The following is a 21,043-nucleotide window of genomic DNA, read 5'->3' on the forward strand; positions in this document are numbered from 1 at the left end:
CGGCCGGTCATCCCATGAATTGACGGAGATTTTTCGATGACGGTGTATTTCATCGGCGCGGGCCCCGGCGACCCGGAGCTGATCACGGTGAAGGGCCAGCGCCTCGTGCGCACGTGCCCGGTGATCCTGTATGCGGGTTCGCTGGTGCCGGCCGCCGTGCTCGACGGCCATCGTGCCGAGCAGGTCGTCAATACGGCCGAGCTCGACCTCGACGCCATCGTCGCGCTGCTCGCCGGCGCGCACGCGAAGGGGCAGGACGTCGCGCGCGTGCATTCGGGCGACCCGTCGCTGTACGGCGCGATCGGCGAGCAGATTCGCCGATTGAAGGCGCTCGGGATTCCATACGAAATCGTGCCGGGCGTAACGGCCACGGCCGCGTGCGCGGCGACGCTCGGCGTCGAGCTGACGCTGCCTGGCGTCGCGCAGACGGTGATTCTCACGCGCTTCGCGGGCAAGACGACGATGCCGGAAGGCGAAGCGCTCGGCGCGCTCGCCGCGCACCGCGCGACGCTTGCGATCCATCTCGGCGTGCGTCATCTCGCCCGTATCGTCGATGAAGTGCTGCCGCATTACGGCGCCGATTGCCCGGCCGCGGTGATCTATCGCGCGAGCTGGCCGGATGAAGAACGCGTGACCGGCACGCTCGCCGACATCGTCGGCAAGGTGCAGGACACGCAGATCGAGCGCACCGCGCTGATCCTGATCGGGCGCGTGCTCGACGCGGAAGGGTTTGCAGATTCGACGCTGTACGCGAGCGCGGGCTGAGCACGCCGACGCCATGAGCCGCCGGGCCGGTCAGGCCCGCGCCGCTTGCCGCGCCAGCCGCGGCGCAAACCCCGCCGCCAGCGCGAACAGCGCGACACACAGGCAGGCCATCGCCACCCACGCCGGCGTCAGGTCCGCCAGATGCTGGCGCACGATGCCTGCCGCGAACGGGAACAGCCCGGCGATCAAGTAGCCGATGCCCTGCACGAACCCCGTCAGCGACGCGGCATCGGCCGGCGTCGCCGCATGGTCGACCGTGACGATCAGCGACAGCGGAAACAGCGCACCGATCCCCGCGCCCATCAGCAGCGCCGCCGGCAACGCGAGCGCTTCGGGCGCGGCCAGCATCACCAGCAAGCCGACGAACAGCGACGCGATCGCCGCCTGCAACGCGGGCCGGCGATCGGGCAGGCGGTCGATCGTTGCCGAGATCGTGAGCCCCGCGACGACTTCCGCGAGCGTCACGCCGCCGAGCAGGCTGCCGGCTGCCGTCGGCGACCAGCCGAGCCGCATGTAGTACGGCGGCAGCCACGCGAGCACGAGCGTGTACGCGCCCGTCGCGATGCCGAAGAACAGCGCGAGCCGCCACGCGCGCGGCGAGCGCGACGGCTGCGCATTCGAGGCCGACGTCGGCCCGGCGGCGAGCACGTTGCCGCCGCGGCTCGCCAGCGGCCAGGCCAGCGCAGCCACCGCGGCCGGCAGCGCCCAGCCCGCGAGCGCGGCGAGCCAGCCCCAGCGGGCCGCGGCGAACGGCGCGACGACGCTCGCGAGCACGGCGCCGCCCATGATCGACGTCGAATAGACGCCCATCGCACCGCCGATCCGCGTCGCGAAATGCGCCTTCACGAAGCCGGGCAGCAGCGCCTGCACCATCGCGATCCCGACGCCCGCGCAGCAGGCGCTCGCGAGCAGCAGCCACGCGTGCTGCGCGCCGACGCGCGACACGCAGGCCAGCCCGATCAGCGCGACGCCGAGCCATACGCCGCCCGCGATGCCGGTCACACGCTGAAGGCGCCGCGCACTCAGCGCGCCGAGCCCCATCAGCAGGATCGGAATCGTCGTCAGCAGGCTGGCCGCGCCGTCGCCGATGCCGGTCGCGCGCTGGATCATGTCGAGCAGCGGGCCGACCGCGGCGAGCGCCGGCCGCAGGTTCAGCCCGACGAGCACGATGGCGGCAAGCCGCCATCCGGGGGAAGTGAAGCGATTCATTGCATGGCCCTCGATATCGATGCGCGGCGTCCAATGAGGCGCCGCGCGTTTTTCAGGTAAAGTATCTCGACATCAAGATAAGTGCTGATTTATCTCGACGTCAAGATAACTGGTGAGCCGAGGAGGGTTAATGGATCGAGCCGCGCATGCGCTCGCGCAATGGCGCGCCGAGCGTCCGGATCTCGACGCGTCGTCGATGGTGGTGATGGGACGGCTGCAGGAAGCCGCGCTCGTGATCGCGCGCGACCGTCTCAATCCGCTGTTTGCGCGCTATGGGATGCAGCCGGGCGAATTCGACGTGCTCGCGACGCTGCGGCGCGGCGGGGCGCCGTTCGCGCTGACGCCGACGGCGCTGTACGACGCGCTGATGATGTCGTCGGGCGGGATGACCGCGCGCATCGACCGGCTGCAGAAAGCCGGCTGGGTCGAGCGCCGGCCGAACCCGGCCGACGGGCGTGGCACGCTCGTCGCGCTGACGGATGCCGGCCGCGCGCTGATCGACGAAGCGGTCGTCGCGCACATCGACAATCAGCGCGCGCTGCTGGCCGTGCTGTCGGATGCGGAGCAAGCGCAGTTGTCGGATCTGCTGGGAAAGCTGCTGGCGGGGCTGGAAGGCGGGGCGGCGGAAGGGGCGGACGGCAAGTAGCGCCGCCGGAGGCGTGATGCAAACGCACGCGGCGGGCAAAAGAATTTTTCGTGAATTTCCGTGGACGTCGCTTGCCGACTCGGAGCGGCCGGTCGCGTTGCTCCGAAACGGACGTCCAAAGTTTGAACGAGTCCTGTCATTTCCTGGGAAGGTAGAGAGCCAATGCAATTGCGCCTCCCCCCTGACACGAAAAGGCCACAGTAGGACAAGGCAGGAAAGCATCGACTTCGCGTCCGTCGATCCGATACGTGAGTTGCCACTTGCGTTTTTCGAGGGTGGTTCCGGCAGAAAGGTCGCGTCGTAATGAATGGTCGGCAGCCGGCCCTGGTTGAATCCATGGCTCACAAATCAGCCGGATTCGCACGCGCGAGAATCGCAGCATGGACGTTCAGTCATGGATTTTGAAATCCTGCTATCGAGCGCGCGTAAAAAAACGTTTCAATGGCGAAACGTGTCGACGGGGCGCCCATGGTCAGCGTGTAATGTCTGAGTGCCGCCTGGAGTCGAATTGGATTCGATCGACAATCGCGTACCTGGATACCGGACTTCGAAAGTAGGTGATTTCGCCAACATACAGGGTTGGGAAAATGGAACATAACTTATAAGAATGACCGCGGGAAATACTCAGACACTGCGATTGCGATTGATCTGAAGTATTCACTGGTACAGGCACCTAAAATGATTCGAAGAATCTTGCTCTGTAGCTGGATATGTTTCGCATTTCACGCTGTCGGGTGCATGGCGGAGACGACTGACCCCGATGCGGCGCAGAGGCTCGCCCAGCTTAAGGAAGGCCGATTTGCCGAGCTGGATCATGCGCTGAATGCCGTTCAGCAGGCATTCGAGCACGGCTCGATCAGCGACGAGCGGGTGGTCGAGGCATTTCGTGCGCTTTACTTCGCCGACCCCGACCTGGAACCAAGGTTCGACCAGTGGGTTGCGCGGTTTCCGCAGTCATATGCGGCGTTGTTAGCGCGCGGAATGTACTACGAGGCAATGGGATGGGTCAGGCGCGGCACCGCATATGCTCGGAGTACCAGCGAGCAACAGTTCGCGGGAATGAGGGCCTATCACAGCATGGCTCTCCGCGATCTATCGAAGTCTACTGGATTGACTGCAAAGCCCACCGTGTCATATATGGAGGAGATCGAGATCTGGAAGGCGCTTGCTGGTACGAACAAGGAAAGCCGCGAACTGCTCGACCAGTCCATCAAAAAGGATCCCGGCAACATAGTGGTCAGGCGCACCTATCTCATTTCGATACAGACACGATGGGGCGGGAGCCCTAGACGGATGGCGGACTTTGTCGACGAGTGTCGGCGGTTCCCCCTGCCGGCAACGGCGCTACGAGAGTTCGACGCGATGGTCATTGCAGATAAAGGCTGGGTCATGTACCGCGACAGGGATGATCCCGGTGCAGAAAAGGCTTACGCCCAGGCGCTCGCATTGATGCCGAACGACCGCGACATGCTGACACAAATGAGCAACGTACTCATCCACGAGCGCAAGTACGAGCAAGCAGTTGAACCTTTGTCGAAGCTGATCAGCATGAACCCGAATAACAGTTACGCCCTTTCAAAAAGGGGCGCCATTTATCAAGGCATGAAACAGCCCGAACGAGCGATTAAAGACTACGAAAAGGCCGCCGAGCTGGGTGATGATTTCTCCGAAAATGAATTGGGCAAGTTCTATTGGTTTGGAATTTCAGTGCCCCGTGACAAGGAGCGTGCGATCAAGTTGTTTCGCCGCGCCGCAGAACAAGGTAATAGAGATGCCGAAAAAAATCTTGCGTGGGCATTGCAGGGATAGCGAAATACTGCTCACGTGGAAGCAGTCATGCGCGGAAAATGGCTCCGGATTCCGTGCGACTGTCCGCAAAATCGGATGGTGGCGATGATCCCCATAAGCCCGCCGCGCAATGCGGCGGGCGGCGCAAGTCACGGGCCGCAGCCCGCACAGCACACGCCCGCGCAGCCGGTCAGCCCCGTGCCGGAATATTGAGCCCGCGCGCAACAGCCGGACGCGCAACGAACGCGTCGAGTACCCGTGCGACGTTCCGGAATTCGCTGAAGCCGACGAGATCGCCCGCTTCGTAGAAGCCGACGAGGTTGCGCACCCACGGGAAGATCGCGATGTCGGCGATCGTATAGGTATCGCCCATCACCCACTGGCGGTTCGCGAGATGCGCGTCGAGCACGCCGAGCAGGCGCTTCGACTCGTCGACGTAGCGGTCGCGCGGGCGCTTGTCCTCGTAATCGCGGCCGGCGAACTTGTGGAAGAAGCCGACCTGGCCGAACATCGGCCCGATGCCGCCCATCTGGAACATCACCCACTGGATCGTCTCGTAGCGGCCCGCGAGATCCTTCGGGATCAACTGGCCCGTCTTGTCCGCGAGATAGATCAGGATCGCGCCCGATTCGAACAGCGGCAGCGGCTTGCCGTCCGGGCCGTTCGGATCGATGATCGCCGGGATCTTGTTGTTCGGATTCAGCGACAGGAACGCGGGCGAGAGCTGGTCGTTCGTGTCGAAGCGCACGAGGTGCGGCTCGTACGGCAGGCCGGTTTCCTCGAGCATGATCGACACCTTGACGCCGTTCGGCGTCGGCAGCGAGTAGAGCTGGAGACGGTCGGGATGCTGGGCCGGCCACTTTTGCGTGATCGGGAAGGCGGACAGGTCGGGCATGAAGGTTCGCTCGTCGAAGTGAATGTTCCGCGCTCCGTCCAGGCTGCCGCACTCGCCACGGTCGACGGCGCGGCGGCGGGGCGGAGCGCGCCGAAAACGCCCACTGTAGCCGATCCCGCGGATCGATGCAGGCGGTGGCCGCGCGCGACCGCCGCTGTATCGCCAGGCATCGCCGGCAGCCGTCAGAAGTTGTGCCGCAGCCCGACCATCGCGGCCGTCGTGCCGACGCCCGGCGCGACCGGCTGCCCGTACACGAGCATCTGGTTCATCGTGCCGCGGTTGTTCACGTGGCCGACCTGCGCATAGACCATCGTCCGCTTCGACAGGCTGTAGTCGGCCGCGAGCACGACCGCCGTCGACCGGTTCTCCGAACGATTGCGGTCTTTCAGGTAATACACGGCGGACGTGACCTGCAGCGCGGGCGTGAAGCGATAGCCGACGCCGGCCGACAGCATGTCGAGGTTCACCTTGTCCGCATGCGACGGATTCCGGCCATTGCCGTACGACGCCGACACCGAGAAATCGCGGATCGTGTATTTCGCGCCGACGTAGATAAATCGGTTGTTGTCGACGCCGGTCGGGGCGACGCCCGGCGCCGGGCTCGTGTCGTGCCCGTTGTAGTAGACGGCCGAGGCGTTCAGCCCATAGTTCGCATACCTGAGCACGACCGATTCGCGCGTGCCGCCCTGGAACTGTCCGGCGACGCCGCCCGGCGCGTATTCGAGCGCAATCGACGCGCCCGCGAAGATCGGCGACTGGTAGACGAGCGCATTGCTGTCGTACAGCGCGCCGATCGCTGCGTTGGTGCTGGTCCCCGACCAGCCGGCCGCCGTGTTCAGGCCGAGCCAGGCGATCAGCACGCTGCCGAAGAACTGCGCGTTGCGCACGTCGGTGTCGGCCATCGCGTAGATCATCGGCACGATCTGGCGGCCGGCCGTGACCGAGCCGAACGGGCCCGACACGCCGAGCGACGCGACCTGGTTGAAGATCGCGACGGCACCCGGCGTATCGCTCAGCTGCAGCTTGCCGGTGCCGCTGTCGAACGAGCCCTGCAGCTTGAAGTTGACCTTGTAGCCGCCGCCGATGTCCTCGCTGCCCTTGATGCCCCAGAAGCTCGAGTAGATGCCGCCGTCCTTCATGCGGAACACCTTGCCCGTATTCGGCGCGGTCGGGCTGAACGACGCCGCCGACGTGCTCTGGTACAGCAGGCCCGAGTCGATCACGCCGTAGAGCGTGACGGAGGATTGCGCGTGCACGAGCGCCGAGCAGCCGGCAAGCGCCGCGAGCGCGGCCAGTTTCGTCTTCATGGAGTCTCCAGGGTCGTATTGGACCGGACGGGATCGAGCCCGTCCGGGTGAAGCGGGGAAGCATCGAGGCTGGCGGGAAGGCGTGACCTGCATCGCCCGTGCGAGCCGTGCGGAAAGACTACGCAACGGCGGGCGGCCGCTCCCCCCCATGCGCGGGGGGCAGGGTTGCGGAGAATCGGCGGGAGGCGGGCGCGCCGGCACGCCCGATTGGCGGAACCGGCGTTACGGCGCGCTTTCGAGCAGGCCGAGCACCAGCGCGCGGCGTACCGCATGCTTGCGCGAACTGGCGTCGAGCTTGCCGAACAGGTTCTTCAGGTGCCACTTCACGGTTTCCTCGCCGACGGCGAGCGCCACCGCGATCTCCTTGTTCGACAGGTTGCGTGCGAGCAGCTCGAGAATCGCGCGCTCCTTCGGCGTCAGCACGACGCTCGGCACCGCGCGCGGGCTGGCCGCGGCGCGCGGGGCGGGCGGCACGATGCGCGGCTGCGGCAGCGCGTGCCGCGCGGGGCCGGTGCCCGCGGCCGCTTCGTCGCCGGCGCGGCGTGCCCAGTCGGCGATGGCCGGATGCGCGTCGGCGAGCGTGCGCGTCAGCCCGAACAGGTCCGCGAGGTTCATCGCCTCGTCGAGCAGCGCGCGGCCGCCGCCGCCCGACTGTTCGAGCGCGAACGCGCTGAGCGCCATGATCTCGATGCGCGCCTGCCCCATGTTCATTTCGCGGGCCAGCACCGCTGCTTCGTCGAGCGCGGCGCTCGCGTCGTCCCAGCGGCGGGCGGCCAGTGCCGCGCCCGCGTGTGCGGTCGCCTGCAGCAGCACGACGGGGCGCCGCCACAACGGCCCGTGCGACGGAAATTCGGCTGCAGCGATCGCATCGATCCGCTCGACGAGCGCATGGCAGGTTGCCTCGCGATAGCGCGCCGCATGAATGCGCACCTGCTCAGCGAGACTCGCCACCGACAGCCGCGGCAGGCGGCGCGCGACGCCCATCGCGTCGAGCGCCTCGAGCAGGTCGATCGCGCGATGCTCGACGCCGCGCAGCAGCGCGATGCGCGCGGCGGTGCAATAGCCGAGCAGCACGGTATCGGGCGTGCCCGAGTGTTCGAGCACATCGAGCCGGTTCGCGAGCAGCGCGGCGGCCTGGTCGACGCGGTCGGCCTCGTACGCGAGCGCCGCGCACATCGCCGCGAGCATGCAGGTGAGTGGATGGCGGCGCCCGAGATCGGCTTCCGCGCGTGCCAGCGCCGGCGACAGCGCGTCGTCGGCGAGCCGGACCTGGCCTTCGCGCAGGTAGCTCAGGCCCGTGATCAGCTCGCCCCAGCGCGCGACATAGCCGAACCCGGCCGCCGTCTCGCCGCGCGGCGCGGCGTGCTGGAAGCGGCGCGCCTGCGCCGGTTCGCCGACGATGATCGCGCGCGCCGACAGCCGGTTCGCGTGCATCTGCGCGAGCCACGTCGCCGCGGGCGGCGTGAAGTCGGCCCACGGTTCGAACAGCTCGACGAAGCGGTCGATTTCGTCGGCGTAATACGCGGCCGCGCTGAGGATCAGCGCGCATTCGTAGCGCATCGCCGCAGGCGTGCCGGTATCCGCGAGGATGCCCGCGATCTGGCGCCGCGCCTCGACATGGCGCTCGCCGAGCGCCAGCGCCCATGCCACCGCGACGCGCAGCGTCGGACGCTTGTCGAGTTCCGCATCGGGCAGCAGCGCGAGCCAGTCGAGCACGTCGTTGATGCGGCCCTGCTTGATCGCGTCCTCGAGACAGCGCTGCGCGAGCGCATACGCCACCTCGAACTGGCCGGCCGCATACGCGTGGCGGGCGGCTTCCGCGGTCATCCCGTGTGCGTCGAGCCAGGCGGCCGCACGCGCGTGCAGCGCGCTGCGCTCGGCGTCGGGGCCCGCGGCCAGGCGGTCGCGCAGCGTGTCGCGCACGAGCGGATGAAGCCGGCACCAGTCCGAATCGTCCGACGCAATGAACAGCGGCGTGTCGCGTGCGAGCCGCGCGAGACGGTCGGGCGCGTCCGCATCGTCGAGCAGCGCGGCGCACAGCGACGGATGCAGGCGATCGGCGACGCTCGTGCGGGTCAGGAATGCCGTGTCGTCGGCCGACAGGTTCGTGAGCAGCAGTTCGACGAGGCGGTCGCGCGTGCCGTCCACGCGGGCGGCGAGCGCGTCGACCGCCTGGCGCGGGTCGGTCGAGCGCGCCATCGCGGCCATCGCGAGCTGCAGGCCGAGCGGCCAGCCGTCGACGCGTTCGAACAGCCGCGCGCACGCGTCGGCGTCGACCCGCTGCGCAAAGCGCGCGCTGACCAGCGCGATCGTCTCGTCGAGCGTGAAACGCAGCCAGTCGGGGCCCGCGAGCGTGCATTGCCCGCCGGCGAGCAGATCGCCGGCCACGTGATCGAGCCCGCGCCGCGCGGCGACGACGACATGCAGGTTTTGCGGCGCGTTGTGCAGCACGTAGGTCAGCGCATCGAGGCCGGCCGGCGGCAGCCGCTCCGCATCGTCGACGATCAGGAGCGCATCGATCGACAGTTGCGCGACCTCGGCCAGCCACGCGGTCACGCCCTCCAGCGCACGCGCCGCGTCGGCCGCGCCGACCGGGATCAGGCGCCCGAAGCCGGGCCGCGCGCAGCCGGTTCGCACCGCCTGCACGAGCCCCTGCAGCAACCGCGCGGCATCGTCGCGCTCGTCGGCCGACAGCCACACGACCGCGCGGCCGAGTGCGAGGGTTTCGCGGCGCCATTGCGCGAGCAGCGACGTCTTGCCGTAACCGGCCGGCGCCTGCACGAGCGTGACCGGCCGGCCGTCGAAAGCGGGCGCGGCGAGGCTCAGCCGCGCGCGGGCCAGCAACTGCGCCGGCACGCGCGGCGCGGTCGTCTTCAGGACCAGTTCGGTGGGAGGCGCGTCGGCGCGATCGGGTGGGTGGGCCATCGGGGCAGCAGTCGGAATCCGGCGGTGCCGTGCAGGCCAGCGTCCGGGGTGGGTGTGGGGGGAAGGATCGGTCGAACCGCATTCGCGCGTCAATCCCCCCCGCGACGAGTGGGGCCGCACCGGCACCGCATCGATAGCATGGGTTCCGATGCATGACGAACGCAATGAGGAGGGGCCATGAACATCGTATCGACCGGCACGCGGCGCAGCACGCCGCTCGCCGGATAAGCGGAGCGGCACGATGTACCGCCATCTGCTCGTGACGGTCGACGGCACGCCCGGCGGCATCGACGCGATCGGCCATGCGCTCGAACTGGCGCGTGCGGTCGGCGCCCGGGTCACGTTCGTGCTGCCCGGCGCCGCGCCGGACTCGCGTTTATCCGGAGCGCGGCTGCCGGAGCACGGTGCGAAAGTGGAAGCCGCCGCGCGGGCGCAGGGGCTGTCCCATGCGATCGCGGGGGCCGGCCATCCGGGGGCCGGCCATCCGGCGGCCGCCGACGCAGCGCCCGGCGCGCTGGCGGCCGCGCTCGGCTGCGACCTGATCGGCGTCGCAGCGCTGCCGCACGATGCCGATGCGGCGGCCTGCGCGCAACGGCAGCACCTGCTCGCGACGAGCGGCGTGCCGGTGCTCGTGTGCACGTCGCGGCGATCGCCTGCCGAGGCGCGCGTGATGGCGCGTTGCCTCGATGCGCATCGCGCAGTCGGCGGGTTGCTGCATGCGCTGATGGCGGCCGGCGCGGACGCGGGCGCAGTCGCGCCGCAGCGGCAAGCGGCCGGCGCGCAGGGTGCGCCGGCATCGCTCGCCGCCCTGCAGCGTGCCCGTGCCGGCTCGGCCATCGAAGCGCGCCTGTTCGCGGTATTGCGCGTCCGGGCGGAGTGCGTCGCGGCCGAACTGGACGAACTCGACCGCCAGCGGCAGCGCGACGCGCAAGCGCTCGATGCGCTTGCCCGGATCGCCGCGGACGGGTTGCCGTCGGCCGCCTTCGACACGGCGCTCGCCCGCTATGCGCACGGCGCGTTCGAGCAGATGGGGCGGATGGAAGGCGTGATTTTCCCGGCCGCGCGGCGCTACCTGGGCGACGCGGACTGGGCCGGGCTGGATGAATTGCTGGCGGACGGCGCAGCCGCGACACCGCCACGCGCGAACGAACCGAACGAACCCGACGATGCGCGACGCGCATCCGACTGACACCATACGGAGAACAAGATGGCACATGCAGTGCGATTCCACGAAACCGGCGGCCCCGAGGTCCTGCGCTGGGAGGAAGTCGACGTTGGCGACCCCGGCCCCGGCCAGGTACGCCTGCGCCACGACGCGGTCGGCCTGAATTTCGCCGACACGTATTTCCGCAGCGGCCTGTATCCGGTGCCGCTGCCTGCCGGCCTCGGCGTCGAGGCGGCCGGCGTGGTCGAAGCCATTGGCCCCGGCGTGACGAATGTCGCCGTCGGCGACCGCGTGACCTACACGGGCTTCCTGAACACCCTCGGCGCGTACAGCACCGAACGGCTGATCCCCGCCGCGCCGCTCGTGCGGCTGCCGGCCGGCATTTCGTGCGAGACGGCGGCGGCGATGACGATGCGCGGCCTGACGTCGGCCTACCTGCTGCGCCGCATCCACGCATTCGCGCCGGGCGACACGATCCTGCTGCACGCCGCCGCCGGCGGCGTCGGGCTGATCGTGTCGCAATGGGCGAAACTGCTCGGGCTCACGGTGATCGGCACCGTATCCAGCGAGCACAAGGCCGGGATTGCCCGTGCGCACGGCTGCGACCATACGATCGACTACAGCCGCGAGGACGTTGCGAAACGCGTGCGCGAGCTGACGGATGGCGCGGGCGTCGACGTCGTGTTCGACAGCGTCGGCAAGGACACCTTCGAAGGCTCGCTCGATTCGCTGAAGCGGCGCGGGCTGATGGTGTGCGTCGGCACCGCGTCGGGCCCGATCCCGCCGTTCGATCCGCAGCGCCTCGCGATGAAGGGCTCGCTGTACCTGACGCGTCCGGCGCTGGCCGACTACATTGCCGATCCGGCCGAGAAGAACGACCTGGCCGGCGAACTGTTCGCGCACGTCGCCGCCGGCCGGATCCGGATCGAGATCAACCAGCGCTATGCGCTGCAGGACGCCGCGCAGGCGCATCGCGATCTCGAATCGCGCAAGACGACCGGTTCGTCGGTATTCATCGTCTGAGGAGACGCGCATGCGAGTCGAACCCCTGACCTGCGCGATCGGCGCGGAACTGCTGGATGTGAGCCTCGCCGACGCCGTGCACGACGACGGCCTGTTCGCCGAGATCCGCGCGCAGCTGCTGCGGCATCGCGTGCTGTTCCTGCGCGAGCAGGACATCACGCGCGCCGAGCATGTCGCGTTCGCGCGGCGCTTCGGCGAACTCGAGGATCATCCGGTTGCAGGCAGCGATCCCGAGCACCCGGGGCTCGTGCGGATCTACAAGTCGCCCGACCAGCCGAACGACCGCTACGAGAATGCGTGGCACAGCGATGCGAGCTGGCGCGTGGCGCCGCCGTTCGGCTGTGTGCTGCGCTGCATCGACGGTCCGCCGGTTGGCGGCGACACGATGTGGGCGAACATGGTGCTCGCGTACGAGCGCCTGCCGGTGCACGTGAAGCAGCAGATCGACGACTTGCGCGCGCGCCACAGCATCGAGGCGAGCTTCGGCGCGGCGATGCCGATCGACAAGCGCCTCGCACTGAAGGCGCAGTACCCGGACGCCGAGCACCCGGTCGTGCGCACGCATCCCGAAACGGGCGAGAAGGTGCTGTACGTGAACGCGTTCACCACGCATTTCACGAACTTCCACACGCCCGCGCGCGTGCGCGTCGGGCAGGACGCGAATCCCGGCGCCGGCCAGTTGCTGCAGTACCTGATCAGCCAGGCCGCTATCCCCGAATACCAGGTGCGCTGGCGCTGGAAGAAGAACAGCGTCGCGATCTGGGACAACCGCAGCACCCAGCACTACGCGGTGATGGACTACCCGCCGTGCGTGCGCCGGATGGAGCGCGCGGGCATCGTCGGCGACGTGCCGTTCTGAGCGCGCTCGCACCGTAACCGATCTCTGAAAACCCATGCAACGCGCCGGGCATCCCGCCCGGCGCGGCGGGATACGCACGCCCGTACGCCCGAAATACAACGATTTCCACTGGAGGACGACATGCAATTTCTCGACGATTCGCTGCACCCGGAAAACCAGGACAAGGTAGTCATCACGGTCGCGCCGTACGGCCCCGAATGGATGCCCGCCGATTTTCCGGAAGACATTCCGGTGACGATGGACGAGCACGTGCAGAAGGCCGTCGACTGCTACAACGCGGGCGCGACGGTACTGCACATGCACGTGCGCGAACTCGACGGCAAGGGCAGCAAGCGACTGTCGAAGTTCAACGAGCTGCTCGGCCGGCTGCGCGAGGCGGTGCCCGACATGATCCTGCAGGTGGGCGGCTCGATCTCGTTCGCGCCGGAAGGCGAGGGCGCCGATGCGAAATGGCTGTCCGACGACACGCGCCACATGCTCGCCGAGCTGACGCCGAAGCCCGACCAGGTGACGGTCGCGATCAACACCGTGCAGATGAACATCACCGAGCTGATGGATCGCAAGGATATCGCCGGCACGTCGCTGAACGAAGCCGCGTTGTGGGACGCGTACCGCGAGATGACCGTGCCGGCCGGCCCCGGCTGGGTCGACGAGCACCTGCGCCGCCTGCAGGCGGCCGGCATCCAGCCGCATTTCCAGCTCACCGGCATGCACGCGCTGGAAACGCTCGAACGGATCATCCGCCGCGGCGTCTATCGCGGCCCGCTGAACGTCACGTGGGTCGGCATCGGCGGCGGCTTCGACGGCCCGAATCCGTACAACTTCATGGAATTCGTGCGGCGCTGCCCGGACGGCGCGTGCATCACGCTCGAATCGCTGATGAAGAACGTGCTGCCGATCAACACGGTCGCGATGGCGCTGGGCCTGCATCCGCGCTGCGGGATCGAGGACACGATCATCGACCAGAAGGGCAACCGGATGACGTCGGTGCAGCAGGTCGAGCAGTGCGCACGGATCGCGCGCGAACTCGGCCGCGACATCGCGACCGGCAAGGAGGCGAAGGCGATCTACCGGATCGGCGTGCAGTACGACGGCATCGACGAGACGCTTGCGCACCTCGGGATGGCGCCGAACCGCCGGCCGGGCCAGGTGAGCGTGCCGCTGCGGGCCGCCTGACGCGCCGCGCATCCGCACATCCCGGTTGGCGGCCGTGGCGGCCGCCGCCCGCCGATCGTTGTGGCGTGGCACCCACCCCTGCGCATGGCGCGGGGGCGGACTCCGGTCAACGGAGCGGGGCCACGCAAGCCGCGCCGGAGCACGACCGCTCCGGCGCCGGAGGAGACACGCATGCTGATCCATCATGTCGAGCCGTCGATGCAGGGCGCCGCCGCCGCCGGCCGGCGCGCGCCCGCGTATGCGTGGCTCGTGTTCGGGCTGACCGTTGGCCTGCTGCTGTCGGACTACATGTCGCGGCAGGTGCTCAACGCCGTATTCCCGCTGCTCAAGCACGCGTGGGCGCTGTCGGACACGCAGCTCGGTTCGCTGTCCGGCGTCGTCGCGCTGCTGGTCGGGCTGCTGACGTTTCCGCTGTCGGTGCTCGCCGACCGCTTCGGGCGCGTGCGCAGCATCGTGCTGATGGCCGCGTTGTGGAGCATCGCGACGCTCGGTTGCGCGCTGTCGACCAGCTACGCCGAAATGCTCGTCGCGCGCGGCCTCGTCGGGCTCGGCGAAGCCGCTTACGGCAGCGTCGGCGTCGCGCTGATCCTCAGCATTTTTCCGGCGCGCCTGCGCGCGACGCTGACCGGCGCGTTCATGGCCGGCGGCGCGTTCGGCTCCGTGTTCGGGATGGCGCTCGGCGGGCTGGTCGGCGCGCATCTCGGCTGGCGCTGGTCGTTCGGCGTGATGGCCGCGCTCGGCATCGTGCTGCTCGTCGCCTATCGCTGCGTCGTGACCGAGCGGCGGCTCGCCGCTTATCGGGCCGAACTTGGCACCGAACCGTGCCGGTGCGACGCCAGTGCGCCGCGCGACCTGCGCGCCAGCGTGCGCGCGCTGATGTCGGGGCTGTTCGCGTCGCGTTCGGTGATCTGCGCGTATCTCGGCAGCGGGCTGCACCTGTTCGTGCCGGGCGCGCTGTTCGCGTGGCTGCCGAGCTACCTGAACCGCTACTACGCGATGGCGCCCGACCGCGCGGCGGTGCTCGCGGCCGGCTTCGTGCTGCTCGCGGGCGTGGGGATGGTTGGCTGCGGGATCGTCACCGACCGCGTCGGCAAGACCGATGGCAAGCGCAAGTGGCTGACCGCGATTGCGTATTGCGTGCTGACGGGCGTGTGCCTCCTGATCGCGTTCCGGCTGCCGCCCGGGCCGTTGCAGCTCACACTGATCTGCGCGGGGATGCTGGTCGGCGCGGGTGCATCCGGTGCGTCGGGCGCGATGGTCGCGAACCTGACGCCGGCCGCGATCCACGCGTCGGCGTTCGCCACGCTCACGCTCGCCAACAACCTGCTCGGCATGGCGCCGGGCCCGCTGCTGACGGGGTGGGTTGCCGATCGCGCCGGGCTCGTCGGCGCACTGCAATGGATTCCCGTCGTGCCGCTCATGGCCGCCGTGCTGTTCGCGATCGGACGCGCAAGCTACGTGGCCGATCTCGCGCGCGTCGAACGCGAACGGCGCGCATCCCACCTTTCCTGAACGCTTCGGAGACTGCATGACCCTGACGACCACCCCCACCATCCTGATCGTGCCCGGCTTGCGCGATCATGTCGAAGACCACTGGCAGACGCACCTCGAACGGCGCCTGCCGAACGCGCGCGCCGTCGCGCCGCTCGAAGCCGACAAGCTGAGCCGCGCCGCACGCGTCGCGGCGCTCGATGCGGCGCTGGCCGGGATCGACGGCCCCGTGATTCTCGTCGCGCACAGCGCGGGGGTGATGATCACGGTGCACTGGGCACGGCAGGCCACGCGCAAGATCCACGGCGCGCTGCTTGCGGCGCCCGCCGATCTCGAGTCGCCGATGCCTGCCGGCTACCCGGCGCCCGATGCGATCGACGCGAACGGCTGGACGCCGGTACCGACCGAACGGCTGCCGTTTCCGAGCGTCGTCGCCGCGAGCCGAAACGATCCGCTCGCGCGTTTCGAACGTATCGCGGCGCTGGCGGCGGGGTGGGGCAGCAAGCTCGTCGATCTGGGGGAGGTCGGGCACCTGAATCCGGCGTCCGGGTATGGCGAATGGCAGGATGCCGAACGGCTGATCGCCGAAGTGGCCGCACTCGGCGCGGCCTGACTGGCTATTCGTGTATTCCACGCGCCGCGTCCGACCGGGCGCCCGGCGCGCCTCCCGTCGCCATCGGGCCGCGATGCGGCCCCAAACCGATTCCATTCGATTCCATTTCGCTGCCAGCCGAGATACGACGTCTTAACACGCCGAACAAGCAACGCCGCACGGCTCCATCGCAGAGGTCGGCACGTAAATCGTCAACAAACGGAAGGTGTTTGTCAGGGAAAGTCCCGCCCCGTGCGCCGCGGTTTTTTGTTGACCGACATCGTATAACGCCGTCATGATTTCCTGAAAAGAAAGGTCCCATCCACCGACCGAAGTGAGGAGACATGAACGCCACCACGATCGCTCGCCGTGTCCGCCGGATCGCACTCGCCCTGGGTTTCACGCTGTCGGCCGCGGCAGCCGTTGCCGCCCCCGTCTCGCTGAACATCGTCGATGTCGCGGGCAACCTGCAGCTCACGCAGAAGGCCATCGAAGCCTTCAAGGAAAAGAACCCGAACCTCGTATCGACCGTCACGTTCACGAACGCGCCCGCGCCGCAGTTGCCGGGCAAGATCAAGGCGATGCAGGCGGCGGGGCGCGCTGACATCGACCTCGTGCTGACGGGCACCGACGCGCTGGCCGCCGGCATCGAGCAGAACCTGTGGCTGAAGCTGCTGCCCGACGACGCGGCCGCGTTCCCCGGCGTGCTCGACAAATACGCGTCCGGCCCGCGCAAGATGCAGGATCTCGCGCAGGGCTTCGGCCTCGAAGTCACCTACATGCCGGCCGGCCCGCTGCTCGAATACAACCCGGCGAAGGTGAGCAACCCGCCGAAGACGCCCGACCAGTTGCTCGCATGGTGCAAGGCGCACCCGAACAAGCTGATCTACGCGCGCCCGGCGAACTCGGGCCCCGGCCGCACGTTCCTGATGGGGCTGCCGTACGTGCTCGGCGACAAGAATCCGCAGGATCCGATCAACGGCTGGGACAAGACCTGGGCGTTCCTCAAGGCGCTGAACGACTGCGTGCCGTACTACCCGGGCGGCACGTCGGCCGTGATGAAGGAGCTCGGCGAGGGCACGCGCGACATGACCGTGTCCGTCACCGGCTGGGATCTCAACCCGCGCGCGCTGGGCATCGTGCCGGCCGAGTTCAGGATCCAGGCATTCGACGACATGACGTGGGTCAACGATGCGCACTACATGGTGATTCCGAAAGGCGTGCCGAAGGAAAAACTCGACGTGCTGTTCAAGCTGATGAACTTCCTGCTCGAACCGGCACAACAGGCGATGACCTACGACGACGGCTACTTCTATCCGGGCCCGGCGGTGAAGGGCGTGACGCTCGAGATGGCGCCCGCGCACAGCCAGGAGGTCGTGCGCAAGTTCGGCCGCCCCGAATACGCGAAGCTCCTCGCGGATCGCCCGCACGTGCAGCCGCTCAGTGCGCAGGCGATGGTCGCCGCGTTCCAGAAGTGGGATCGCGAGATCGGTTCGCAGAAGTCGAAGTGACGCATGGGCCGGCGGGCGCCGCGGCGCCCGCGTCGATGGAGTTCGCGCAATGAAGCACAGTTTCGAACGGCTGCGGCTCGATGGCGTGTGCCGCAGCTTCACCAATGCGCAAGGCGCGCAGGTCGCCGCGCTGGACGGGCTCGATCTCGAGATCCGGCGCGGCGAGTTCATTGCGCTGCTCGGCCCGTCGGGCTGCGGCAAGTCGACTGCGCTCAACTGCATCGCGGGGCTCCAGCCGCTCACGCGCGGCGGCATCTGGCTCGACGACACGCGCATCGACGTGCTGCCGCCCGAGCGCCGCGGCTTCGGGATGGTATTCCAGAACTACGCGCTGTTTCCGCACATGTCGGTGCTCGACAACGTCGGCTTTGGCCTCAAGATGCGCGGCGTGCCGAAGCAGGAAACGCGGCGGCGCGCGCAACAGGCGCTCGCACTCGTGCAACTCGTCGGCCATGAGGGCAAGCTGCCGGGGCAACTGTCGGGCGGGCAGCAGCAGCGCGTCGCGATCGCACGCGCGATCGTCATCGAGCCGCCGCTGGTGCTGATGGACGAGCCGCTGTCGAACCTCGACACGAAGCTGCGCATCGAGATGCGCGCCGAGATCCGCCGCATCCACACGCAGCTCGAACGCGCGACGATCTACGTGACGCACGACCAGGACGAGGCGCTGTCGATGGCCGACCGCATCGTCGTGATGAAGGAGGGCGTCGTGCAGCAGGTCGCGACGCCGAAGGATGTCTACACGCGCCCGCACAACCTGCATGTCGCGCGCTTCATGGGTTATCGCAACGTGCTGCCGTTCACGCTGGAAGGGACGGCCGGCGATTACGTGAAGATCGCAGCCGGCGGCGCGCAGCTCACCGGCGTGCCGATGGATAGCTTCGATGCGAAGGACGTTACAGTCGCGCTGCGGCCCGACGACATCGAGCGGGCAGACGATGCCGGCGACAACGCAAACACGTTCGACGCGACGATCGAAACGGTCGAGTACGGCGGCCGCGATTCGCTGATCCGCGCGGTCACGCCGTTCGGCCCGATCTGGGCGCGCGTGGCCGGCGAATTCGCGGAAGGCGAGCCGCTGCGGCTGCGCGTGGCGCCGTCACGCACGCTCGTCTATCCGGGAGCGCCGGAATGAGCGGCGCGGCCGCAGCGCGGTTACACCGGGAGGCCGCATGAGCACGCTCGCGTCCGGCACGCCGCGCGACGCAAAGGCCTGGCTCGTCACGCCCGCGCTCGCGTTCATCGTCGCGCTGTTCATCTATCCGTTCGCGTACGGCCTCGTGCTGTCGTTCCAGCCGACGAACGGCGGCGCGCTCGCGAACTACGTGCAGTTCTTCACCGACACCGCAATGTGGCCAACCGTGCTCGTCACGCTGAAGCTCGCGGTGCCGGCGACGCTGCTCAACGTCGGCGTCGCGGTGCCCGTCGCGTTCGCGCTGCGCCGCCATTCGCCGTACCAGAAGTTCGTCACGACGCTGCTCGTGATTCCCGTCACGCTCGGCACGGTGCTCGTCGCCGACGGGATGCTCACGTATTTCGGGCCGAACGGCTGGTTCCCGCAAACGCTGCAGGGGCTGCACCTGTATACCGACGAGGTACGGCTCACACACAACTATTGGGGCGTGCTGCTGTCGCTGATCGTGTCGGGCTTTCCGTTCGCGTTCCTGCTGATGCTGTCGTACATCAGCGGCATCGACCCGACGCTCGCGCGGGCAGCGGCGACGCTCGGCGCGAATCCCTGGCAGCAGTTCCGGCAGATCTACCTGCCGCTGCTCGTGCCGGGGCTCACGATGGCCGCGTGCCTGTCGTTCGTGCAGGCGTTCTCGGTGTTCCCGTCGGCCGTGCTGCTCGGTGCGCCGGCGGGGCCCACGCGCGTGATCTCGATCGCGGCGGCCGAGGCTGCGTTCGAGAGCTACGACTATTCGCTGGCATCGGCGATCGCGATCGTGATGGGTTTCGTGCAATTGCTGGTGGTCGCGTCGATGCTCGGCGCGCGCCGTTTCTTCTATACGGGCGCGGTGACGGGAGGCAAGGGCTGATGGCGACCGACAATCATGCCGCTCGCACCTGGCCGCCGAAGCACGACGCGCCCGATGCGCGGCCCGTCGATGCGAGGAAACCGCAGAAGATGACAGGCAATCTCGCCGGCCGCGCGTGGAAGGCGCTCGTGTGGGGGCTGATGGCGTTCTTCCTGCTGAACGTGATGCTGCTGATCGCGACCGTCGCGGTGAACTCGATCGCGACCCGCTGGTTCGGCACGCCGCTGCCGCAGGGCTTCACGCCGCACTGGTATGCGAAGGCGTGGGAGGACTTCCAGCTCGCGAGCGTGCTGTGGGTGACCGTCGAGGTCGTCGGCGCGGTGGTGCTGCTGTCGATCGCGCTCGGCGTGCCGGCCGCCTATGCGCTGGCGCGCGTGCAGTTTCGCGGCAAGCGCTTCGCGCTGCTGGTGTTCCTGCTGCCGCTGATGGTGCCGCCCGTCACGTACGGGATCCCGATGGCCACCGTGATGTACAAGGTCGGGCTCGCGAGCACGCTGCCCGGCGTGATCCTCGCGAACCTCGTGCCCGCGCTGCCGTTCGTGATCCTCGTGATGACGCCGTTCATCGAGCAGATCGATCCGAATCTCGAGGCCGCCGCGCGCATCTTCGGCGCGAACACGTGGCGCTATTTCCGCTACGTGCTGCTGCCGCTGCTCGTGCCCGGCATGCTCGCGGCGGGGCTGCTCGTGCTGGTGCGCACGATCGGGATGTTCGAGCTGACCTTCTTCACCGCGGGGCCGAGCACGCAGACGCTCGTCGTCGCGCTGTATTACGCGGTGTTCTCGACCGGCGTGCGCGCGCCGCAGTCGATCGACGCGATGGCGATGATCTACATGGCCATCACGCTCGTATGGGTCGTGATCGCGCTGCAGTTCGTGAGCCCGACGCAACTCGTGAGCCGCGTGAAGCAGGAGCGGCCATAAGCGCTGCTGACAGGCGGACAGACGGATGCACGGCGCCGCTGCGCACCCGTGCAATTGGTTACAAATGGATACCGCGCACGACGCGCGGACGTTGCAGACTACCCGGCGTACCGGCCCGGCGAACGTATTCATGCGCGTCGCCGCGTGCCGCCCGACGTTCCCACGATTGACGGATATCCATGAAGTTCCAAACGCTGCTGACACTCGCCGGTGCTTCGACGCTGCTGGCCGCCTGCAACCTGCTCCACGACGGCCCCGGGTCGAGCGACGTCGATGCCGCCGTGCGCCGCGCGCTCGAGGCGGAAAACCACGGCGGCCTGAACGCGCTGTTCGGCCAGCCGCTGCCCGTCTCGGCCGATGTCGTGTCGGCGAAGCCCGACGGTGACTGCAAGAAGCTCGGCGATCGCACGTACGCGTGCGACGTCGTGGTCACGTGGCGCAATGCCGACTACAAGCCTTCGCACGCGAACCTGACCTTCGTGAAGGCCGCCGACGGTTCGTGGCAGACCTCGGGCGTCGACGCCGCAATCGCGACGGGCGCCGCCAAGTCGCTGGTCGACGAGATCGGCAAGGCGTGGCCCGGCAATGCGGCGAGTGGCGCGTCGGCGCCGCAGTAAGTCGACGGGGGCATCGTTCGCGCGTTCTCCCGGGCCGGGTAATGCCGGCATGGCGGCGCGCCCCCGGATCTCCATCCCGCGCAGTGCTTGCTCCCGCGTTGGAACGCTGAAC

18 protein-coding genes are annotated in these 21,043 nt (G+C 68.4%); 14 read left to right on the forward strand and 4 right to left on the reverse strand.

All coding sequences use genetic code 11. From position 1 onward, the window contains the following. Window positions 1-36 precede the first annotated feature (36 nt). Window positions 37-765, forward strand: a complete 729-nt coding sequence (gene cobM / locus B7G54_RS10490) for a precorrin-4 C(11)-methyltransferase (RefSeq protein ID WP_085039035.1) — start codon at window positions 37-39, stop codon at window positions 763-765. 30 nt (window positions 766-795) lie between these two features. Here the strand turns inward: cobM and B7G54_RS10495 are convergent, their stop codons facing one another. Next, window positions 796-1,974, reverse strand: a complete 1,179-nt coding sequence (locus tag B7G54_RS10495) for an MFS transporter (protein WP_085039036.1) — start codon at window positions 1,972-1,974, stop codon at window positions 796-798. A 130-nt stretch (window positions 1,975-2,104) separates the two neighbouring features. Between B7G54_RS10495 and B7G54_RS10500 the strand changes: the two genes are divergently transcribed. Both B7G54_RS10500 and B7G54_RS10505 read left to right on the forward strand, forming a co-directional pair. Then, window positions 2,105-2,620, forward strand: a complete 516-nt coding sequence (locus B7G54_RS10500) for a MarR family winged helix-turn-helix transcriptional regulator (RefSeq protein ID WP_085039037.1) — start codon at window positions 2,105-2,107, stop codon at window positions 2,618-2,620. A gap of 738 nt (window positions 2,621-3,358) precedes the next feature. Then, complete coding sequence (locus B7G54_RS10505) at window positions 3,359-4,429, forward strand: DUF4034 domain-containing protein (protein WP_165765570.1); 1,071 nt, start codon at window positions 3,359-3,361, stop codon at window positions 4,427-4,429. Window positions 4,430-4,598: 169 nt separating this feature from the next. On the opposite strand, the gene B7G54_RS10510 is transcribed toward B7G54_RS10505, so the two are convergent. The 3 genes from B7G54_RS10510 to B7G54_RS10520 all read right to left on the reverse strand — a co-directional run bounded on the left by B7G54_RS10510 (window position 4,599) and on the right by B7G54_RS10520 (window position 9,535). Beyond that, window positions 4,599-5,303 carry a glutathione S-transferase N-terminal domain-containing protein gene (locus B7G54_RS10510; protein ID WP_085039039.1) on the reverse strand — a complete coding sequence of 235 codons (705 nt, stop codon included), beginning with the start codon at window positions 5,301-5,303 and terminating at the stop codon, window positions 4,599-4,601. 182 nt (window positions 5,304-5,485) lie between these two features. After that, entirely contained in the window at window positions 5,486-6,610 is a 1,125-nt protein-coding gene (locus B7G54_RS10515; protein ID WP_085039040.1) for a porin, read from the reverse strand. 222 nt (window positions 6,611-6,832) lie between these two features. Further along, window positions 6,833-9,535 (reverse strand): winged helix-turn-helix domain-containing protein, encoded by a 2,703-nt coding sequence (locus B7G54_RS10520; protein ID WP_085039041.1) that lies wholly within the window; start codon window positions 9,533-9,535, stop codon window positions 6,833-6,835. A 241-nt stretch (window positions 9,536-9,776) separates the two neighbouring features. On the opposite strand from B7G54_RS10520, the gene B7G54_RS10525 reads away from it, so the two are divergent. From B7G54_RS10525 to B7G54_RS10575, 11 genes are all read left to right on the forward strand, one after another. After that, the gene (locus tag B7G54_RS10525) at window positions 9,777-10,724 is read left to right on the forward strand and encodes a universal stress protein (protein ID WP_085039042.1); all 948 of its coding nucleotides are present in this window, start codon (window positions 9,777-9,779) and stop codon (window positions 10,722-10,724) included. A gap of 18 nt (window positions 10,725-10,742) precedes the next feature. Next, window positions 10,743-11,723 carry a quinone oxidoreductase family protein gene (locus B7G54_RS10530; protein WP_085039043.1) on the forward strand — a complete coding sequence of 327 codons (981 nt, stop codon included), beginning with the start codon at window positions 10,743-10,745 and terminating at the stop codon, window positions 11,721-11,723. A gap of 10 nt (window positions 11,724-11,733) precedes the next feature. Beyond that, window positions 11,734-12,582 (forward strand): TauD/TfdA dioxygenase family protein, encoded by an 849-nt coding sequence (locus tag B7G54_RS10535; RefSeq protein WP_085039044.1) that lies wholly within the window; start codon window positions 11,734-11,736, stop codon window positions 12,580-12,582. Between the two features lie 120 nt (window positions 12,583-12,702). Continuing rightward, on the forward strand, window positions 12,703-13,758 hold the full coding sequence (locus tag B7G54_RS10540) for a beta-keto acid cleavage family enzyme (protein ID WP_085039045.1): 1,056 nt from the start codon (window positions 12,703-12,705) through the stop codon (window positions 13,756-13,758). Window positions 13,759-13,929: 171 nt separating this feature from the next. Beyond that, window positions 13,930-15,270, forward strand: a complete 1,341-nt coding sequence (locus B7G54_RS10545; protein ID WP_085039046.1) for an MFS transporter — start codon at window positions 13,930-13,932, stop codon at window positions 15,268-15,270. Window positions 15,271-15,286: 16 nt separating this feature from the next. Beyond that, window positions 15,287-15,862 carry an RBBP9/YdeN family alpha/beta hydrolase gene (locus B7G54_RS10550; RefSeq protein ID WP_085039047.1) on the forward strand — a complete coding sequence of 192 codons (576 nt, stop codon included), beginning with the start codon at window positions 15,287-15,289 and terminating at the stop codon, window positions 15,860-15,862. 323 nt (window positions 15,863-16,185) lie between these two features. After that, the gene (locus B7G54_RS10555) at window positions 16,186-17,352 is read left to right on the forward strand and encodes an ABC transporter substrate-binding protein (RefSeq protein WP_085039048.1); all 1,167 of its coding nucleotides are present in this window, start codon (window positions 16,186-16,188) and stop codon (window positions 17,350-17,352) included. A gap of 49 nt (window positions 17,353-17,401) precedes the next feature. Then, the gene (locus tag B7G54_RS10560) at window positions 17,402-18,487 is read left to right on the forward strand and encodes an ABC transporter ATP-binding protein (RefSeq protein WP_085039049.1); all 1,086 of its coding nucleotides are present in this window, start codon (window positions 17,402-17,404) and stop codon (window positions 18,485-18,487) included. 37 nt (window positions 18,488-18,524) lie between these two features. Further along, the gene (locus tag B7G54_RS10565; RefSeq protein ID WP_085039050.1) at window positions 18,525-19,391 is read left to right on the forward strand and encodes an ABC transporter permease; all 867 of its coding nucleotides are present in this window, start codon (window positions 18,525-18,527) and stop codon (window positions 19,389-19,391) included. Next, window positions 19,391-20,314: an ABC transporter permease gene (locus tag B7G54_RS10570; RefSeq protein ID WP_085039051.1), complete on the forward strand. Its 924-nt coding sequence runs from the start codon at window positions 19,391-19,393 to the stop codon at window positions 20,312-20,314. The genes B7G54_RS10565 and B7G54_RS10570 overlap by 1 nt, the downstream gene beginning before the upstream one ends. A gap of 179 nt (window positions 20,315-20,493) precedes the next feature. After that, a complete protein-coding gene (locus B7G54_RS10575) occupies window positions 20,494-20,931 on the forward strand; it encodes a hypothetical protein (RefSeq protein ID WP_085039052.1) in 438 nt (145 codons plus the stop codon). Window positions 20,932-21,043 lie beyond the last annotated feature (112 nt).

Source organism: Burkholderia puraquae (genome assembly GCF_002099195.1).
Lineage (GTDB): Bacteria > Pseudomonadota > Gammaproteobacteria > Burkholderiales > Burkholderiaceae > Burkholderia > Burkholderia puraquae.

Bases quoted from the DNA above. Each gene is read 5' to 3' on its own strand.
- B7G54_RS10500 (WP_085039037.1), top strand. From the start codon at position 2,105: ATGGATCGAGCCGCGCATGCGCTCGCGCAATGGCGCGCCGAGCGTCCG.
- B7G54_RS10560 (WP_085039049.1), top strand. From the start codon at position 17,402: ATGAAGCACAGTTTCGAACGGCTGCGGCTCGATGGCGTGTGCCGCAGC.
- B7G54_RS10555 (WP_085039048.1), top strand. From the start codon at position 16,186: ATGAACGCCACCACGATCGCTCGCCGTGTCCGCCGGATCGCACTCGCC.
- B7G54_RS10535 (WP_085039044.1), top strand. From the start codon at position 11,734: ATGCGAGTCGAACCCCTGACCTGCGCGATCGGCGCGGAACTGCTGGAT.
- B7G54_RS10575 (WP_085039052.1), top strand. From the start codon at position 20,494: ATGAAGTTCCAAACGCTGCTGACACTCGCCGGTGCTTCGACGCTGCTG.
- B7G54_RS10545 (WP_085039046.1), top strand. From the start codon at position 13,930: ATGCTGATCCATCATGTCGAGCCGTCGATGCAGGGCGCCGCCGCCGCC.
- B7G54_RS10525 (WP_085039042.1), top strand. From the start codon at position 9,777: ATGTACCGCCATCTGCTCGTGACGGTCGACGGCACGCCCGGCGGCATC.
- cobM (WP_085039035.1), top strand. From the start codon at position 37: ATGACGGTGTATTTCATCGGCGCGGGCCCCGGCGACCCGGAGCTGATC.
- B7G54_RS10565 (WP_085039050.1), top strand. From the start codon at position 18,525: ATGAGCACGCTCGCGTCCGGCACGCCGCGCGACGCAAAGGCCTGGCTC.
- B7G54_RS10550 (WP_085039047.1), top strand. From the start codon at position 15,287: ATGACCCTGACGACCACCCCCACCATCCTGATCGTGCCCGGCTTGCGC.
- B7G54_RS10495 (WP_085039036.1), bottom strand. From the start codon at position 1,974: ATGAATCGCTTCACTTCCCCCGGATGGCGGCTTGCCGCCATCGTGCTC.
- B7G54_RS10520 (WP_085039041.1), bottom strand. From the start codon at position 9,535: ATGGCCCACCCACCCGATCGCGCCGACGCGCCTCCCACCGAACTGGTC.
- B7G54_RS10540 (WP_085039045.1), top strand. From the start codon at position 12,703: ATGCAATTTCTCGACGATTCGCTGCACCCGGAAAACCAGGACAAGGTA.
- B7G54_RS10515 (WP_085039040.1), bottom strand. From the start codon at position 6,610: ATGAAGACGAAACTGGCCGCGCTCGCGGCGCTTGCCGGCTGCTCGGCG.
- B7G54_RS10510 (WP_085039039.1), bottom strand. From the start codon at position 5,303: ATGCCCGACCTGTCCGCCTTCCCGATCACGCAAAAGTGGCCGGCCCAG.
- B7G54_RS10570 (WP_085039051.1), top strand. From the start codon at position 19,391: ATGGCGACCGACAATCATGCCGCTCGCACCTGGCCGCCGAAGCACGAC.
- B7G54_RS10530 (WP_085039043.1), top strand. From the start codon at position 10,743: ATGGCACATGCAGTGCGATTCCACGAAACCGGCGGCCCCGAGGTCCTG.
- B7G54_RS10505 (WP_165765570.1), top strand. From the start codon at position 3,359: ATGGCGGAGACGACTGACCCCGATGCGGCGCAGAGGCTCGCCCAGCTT.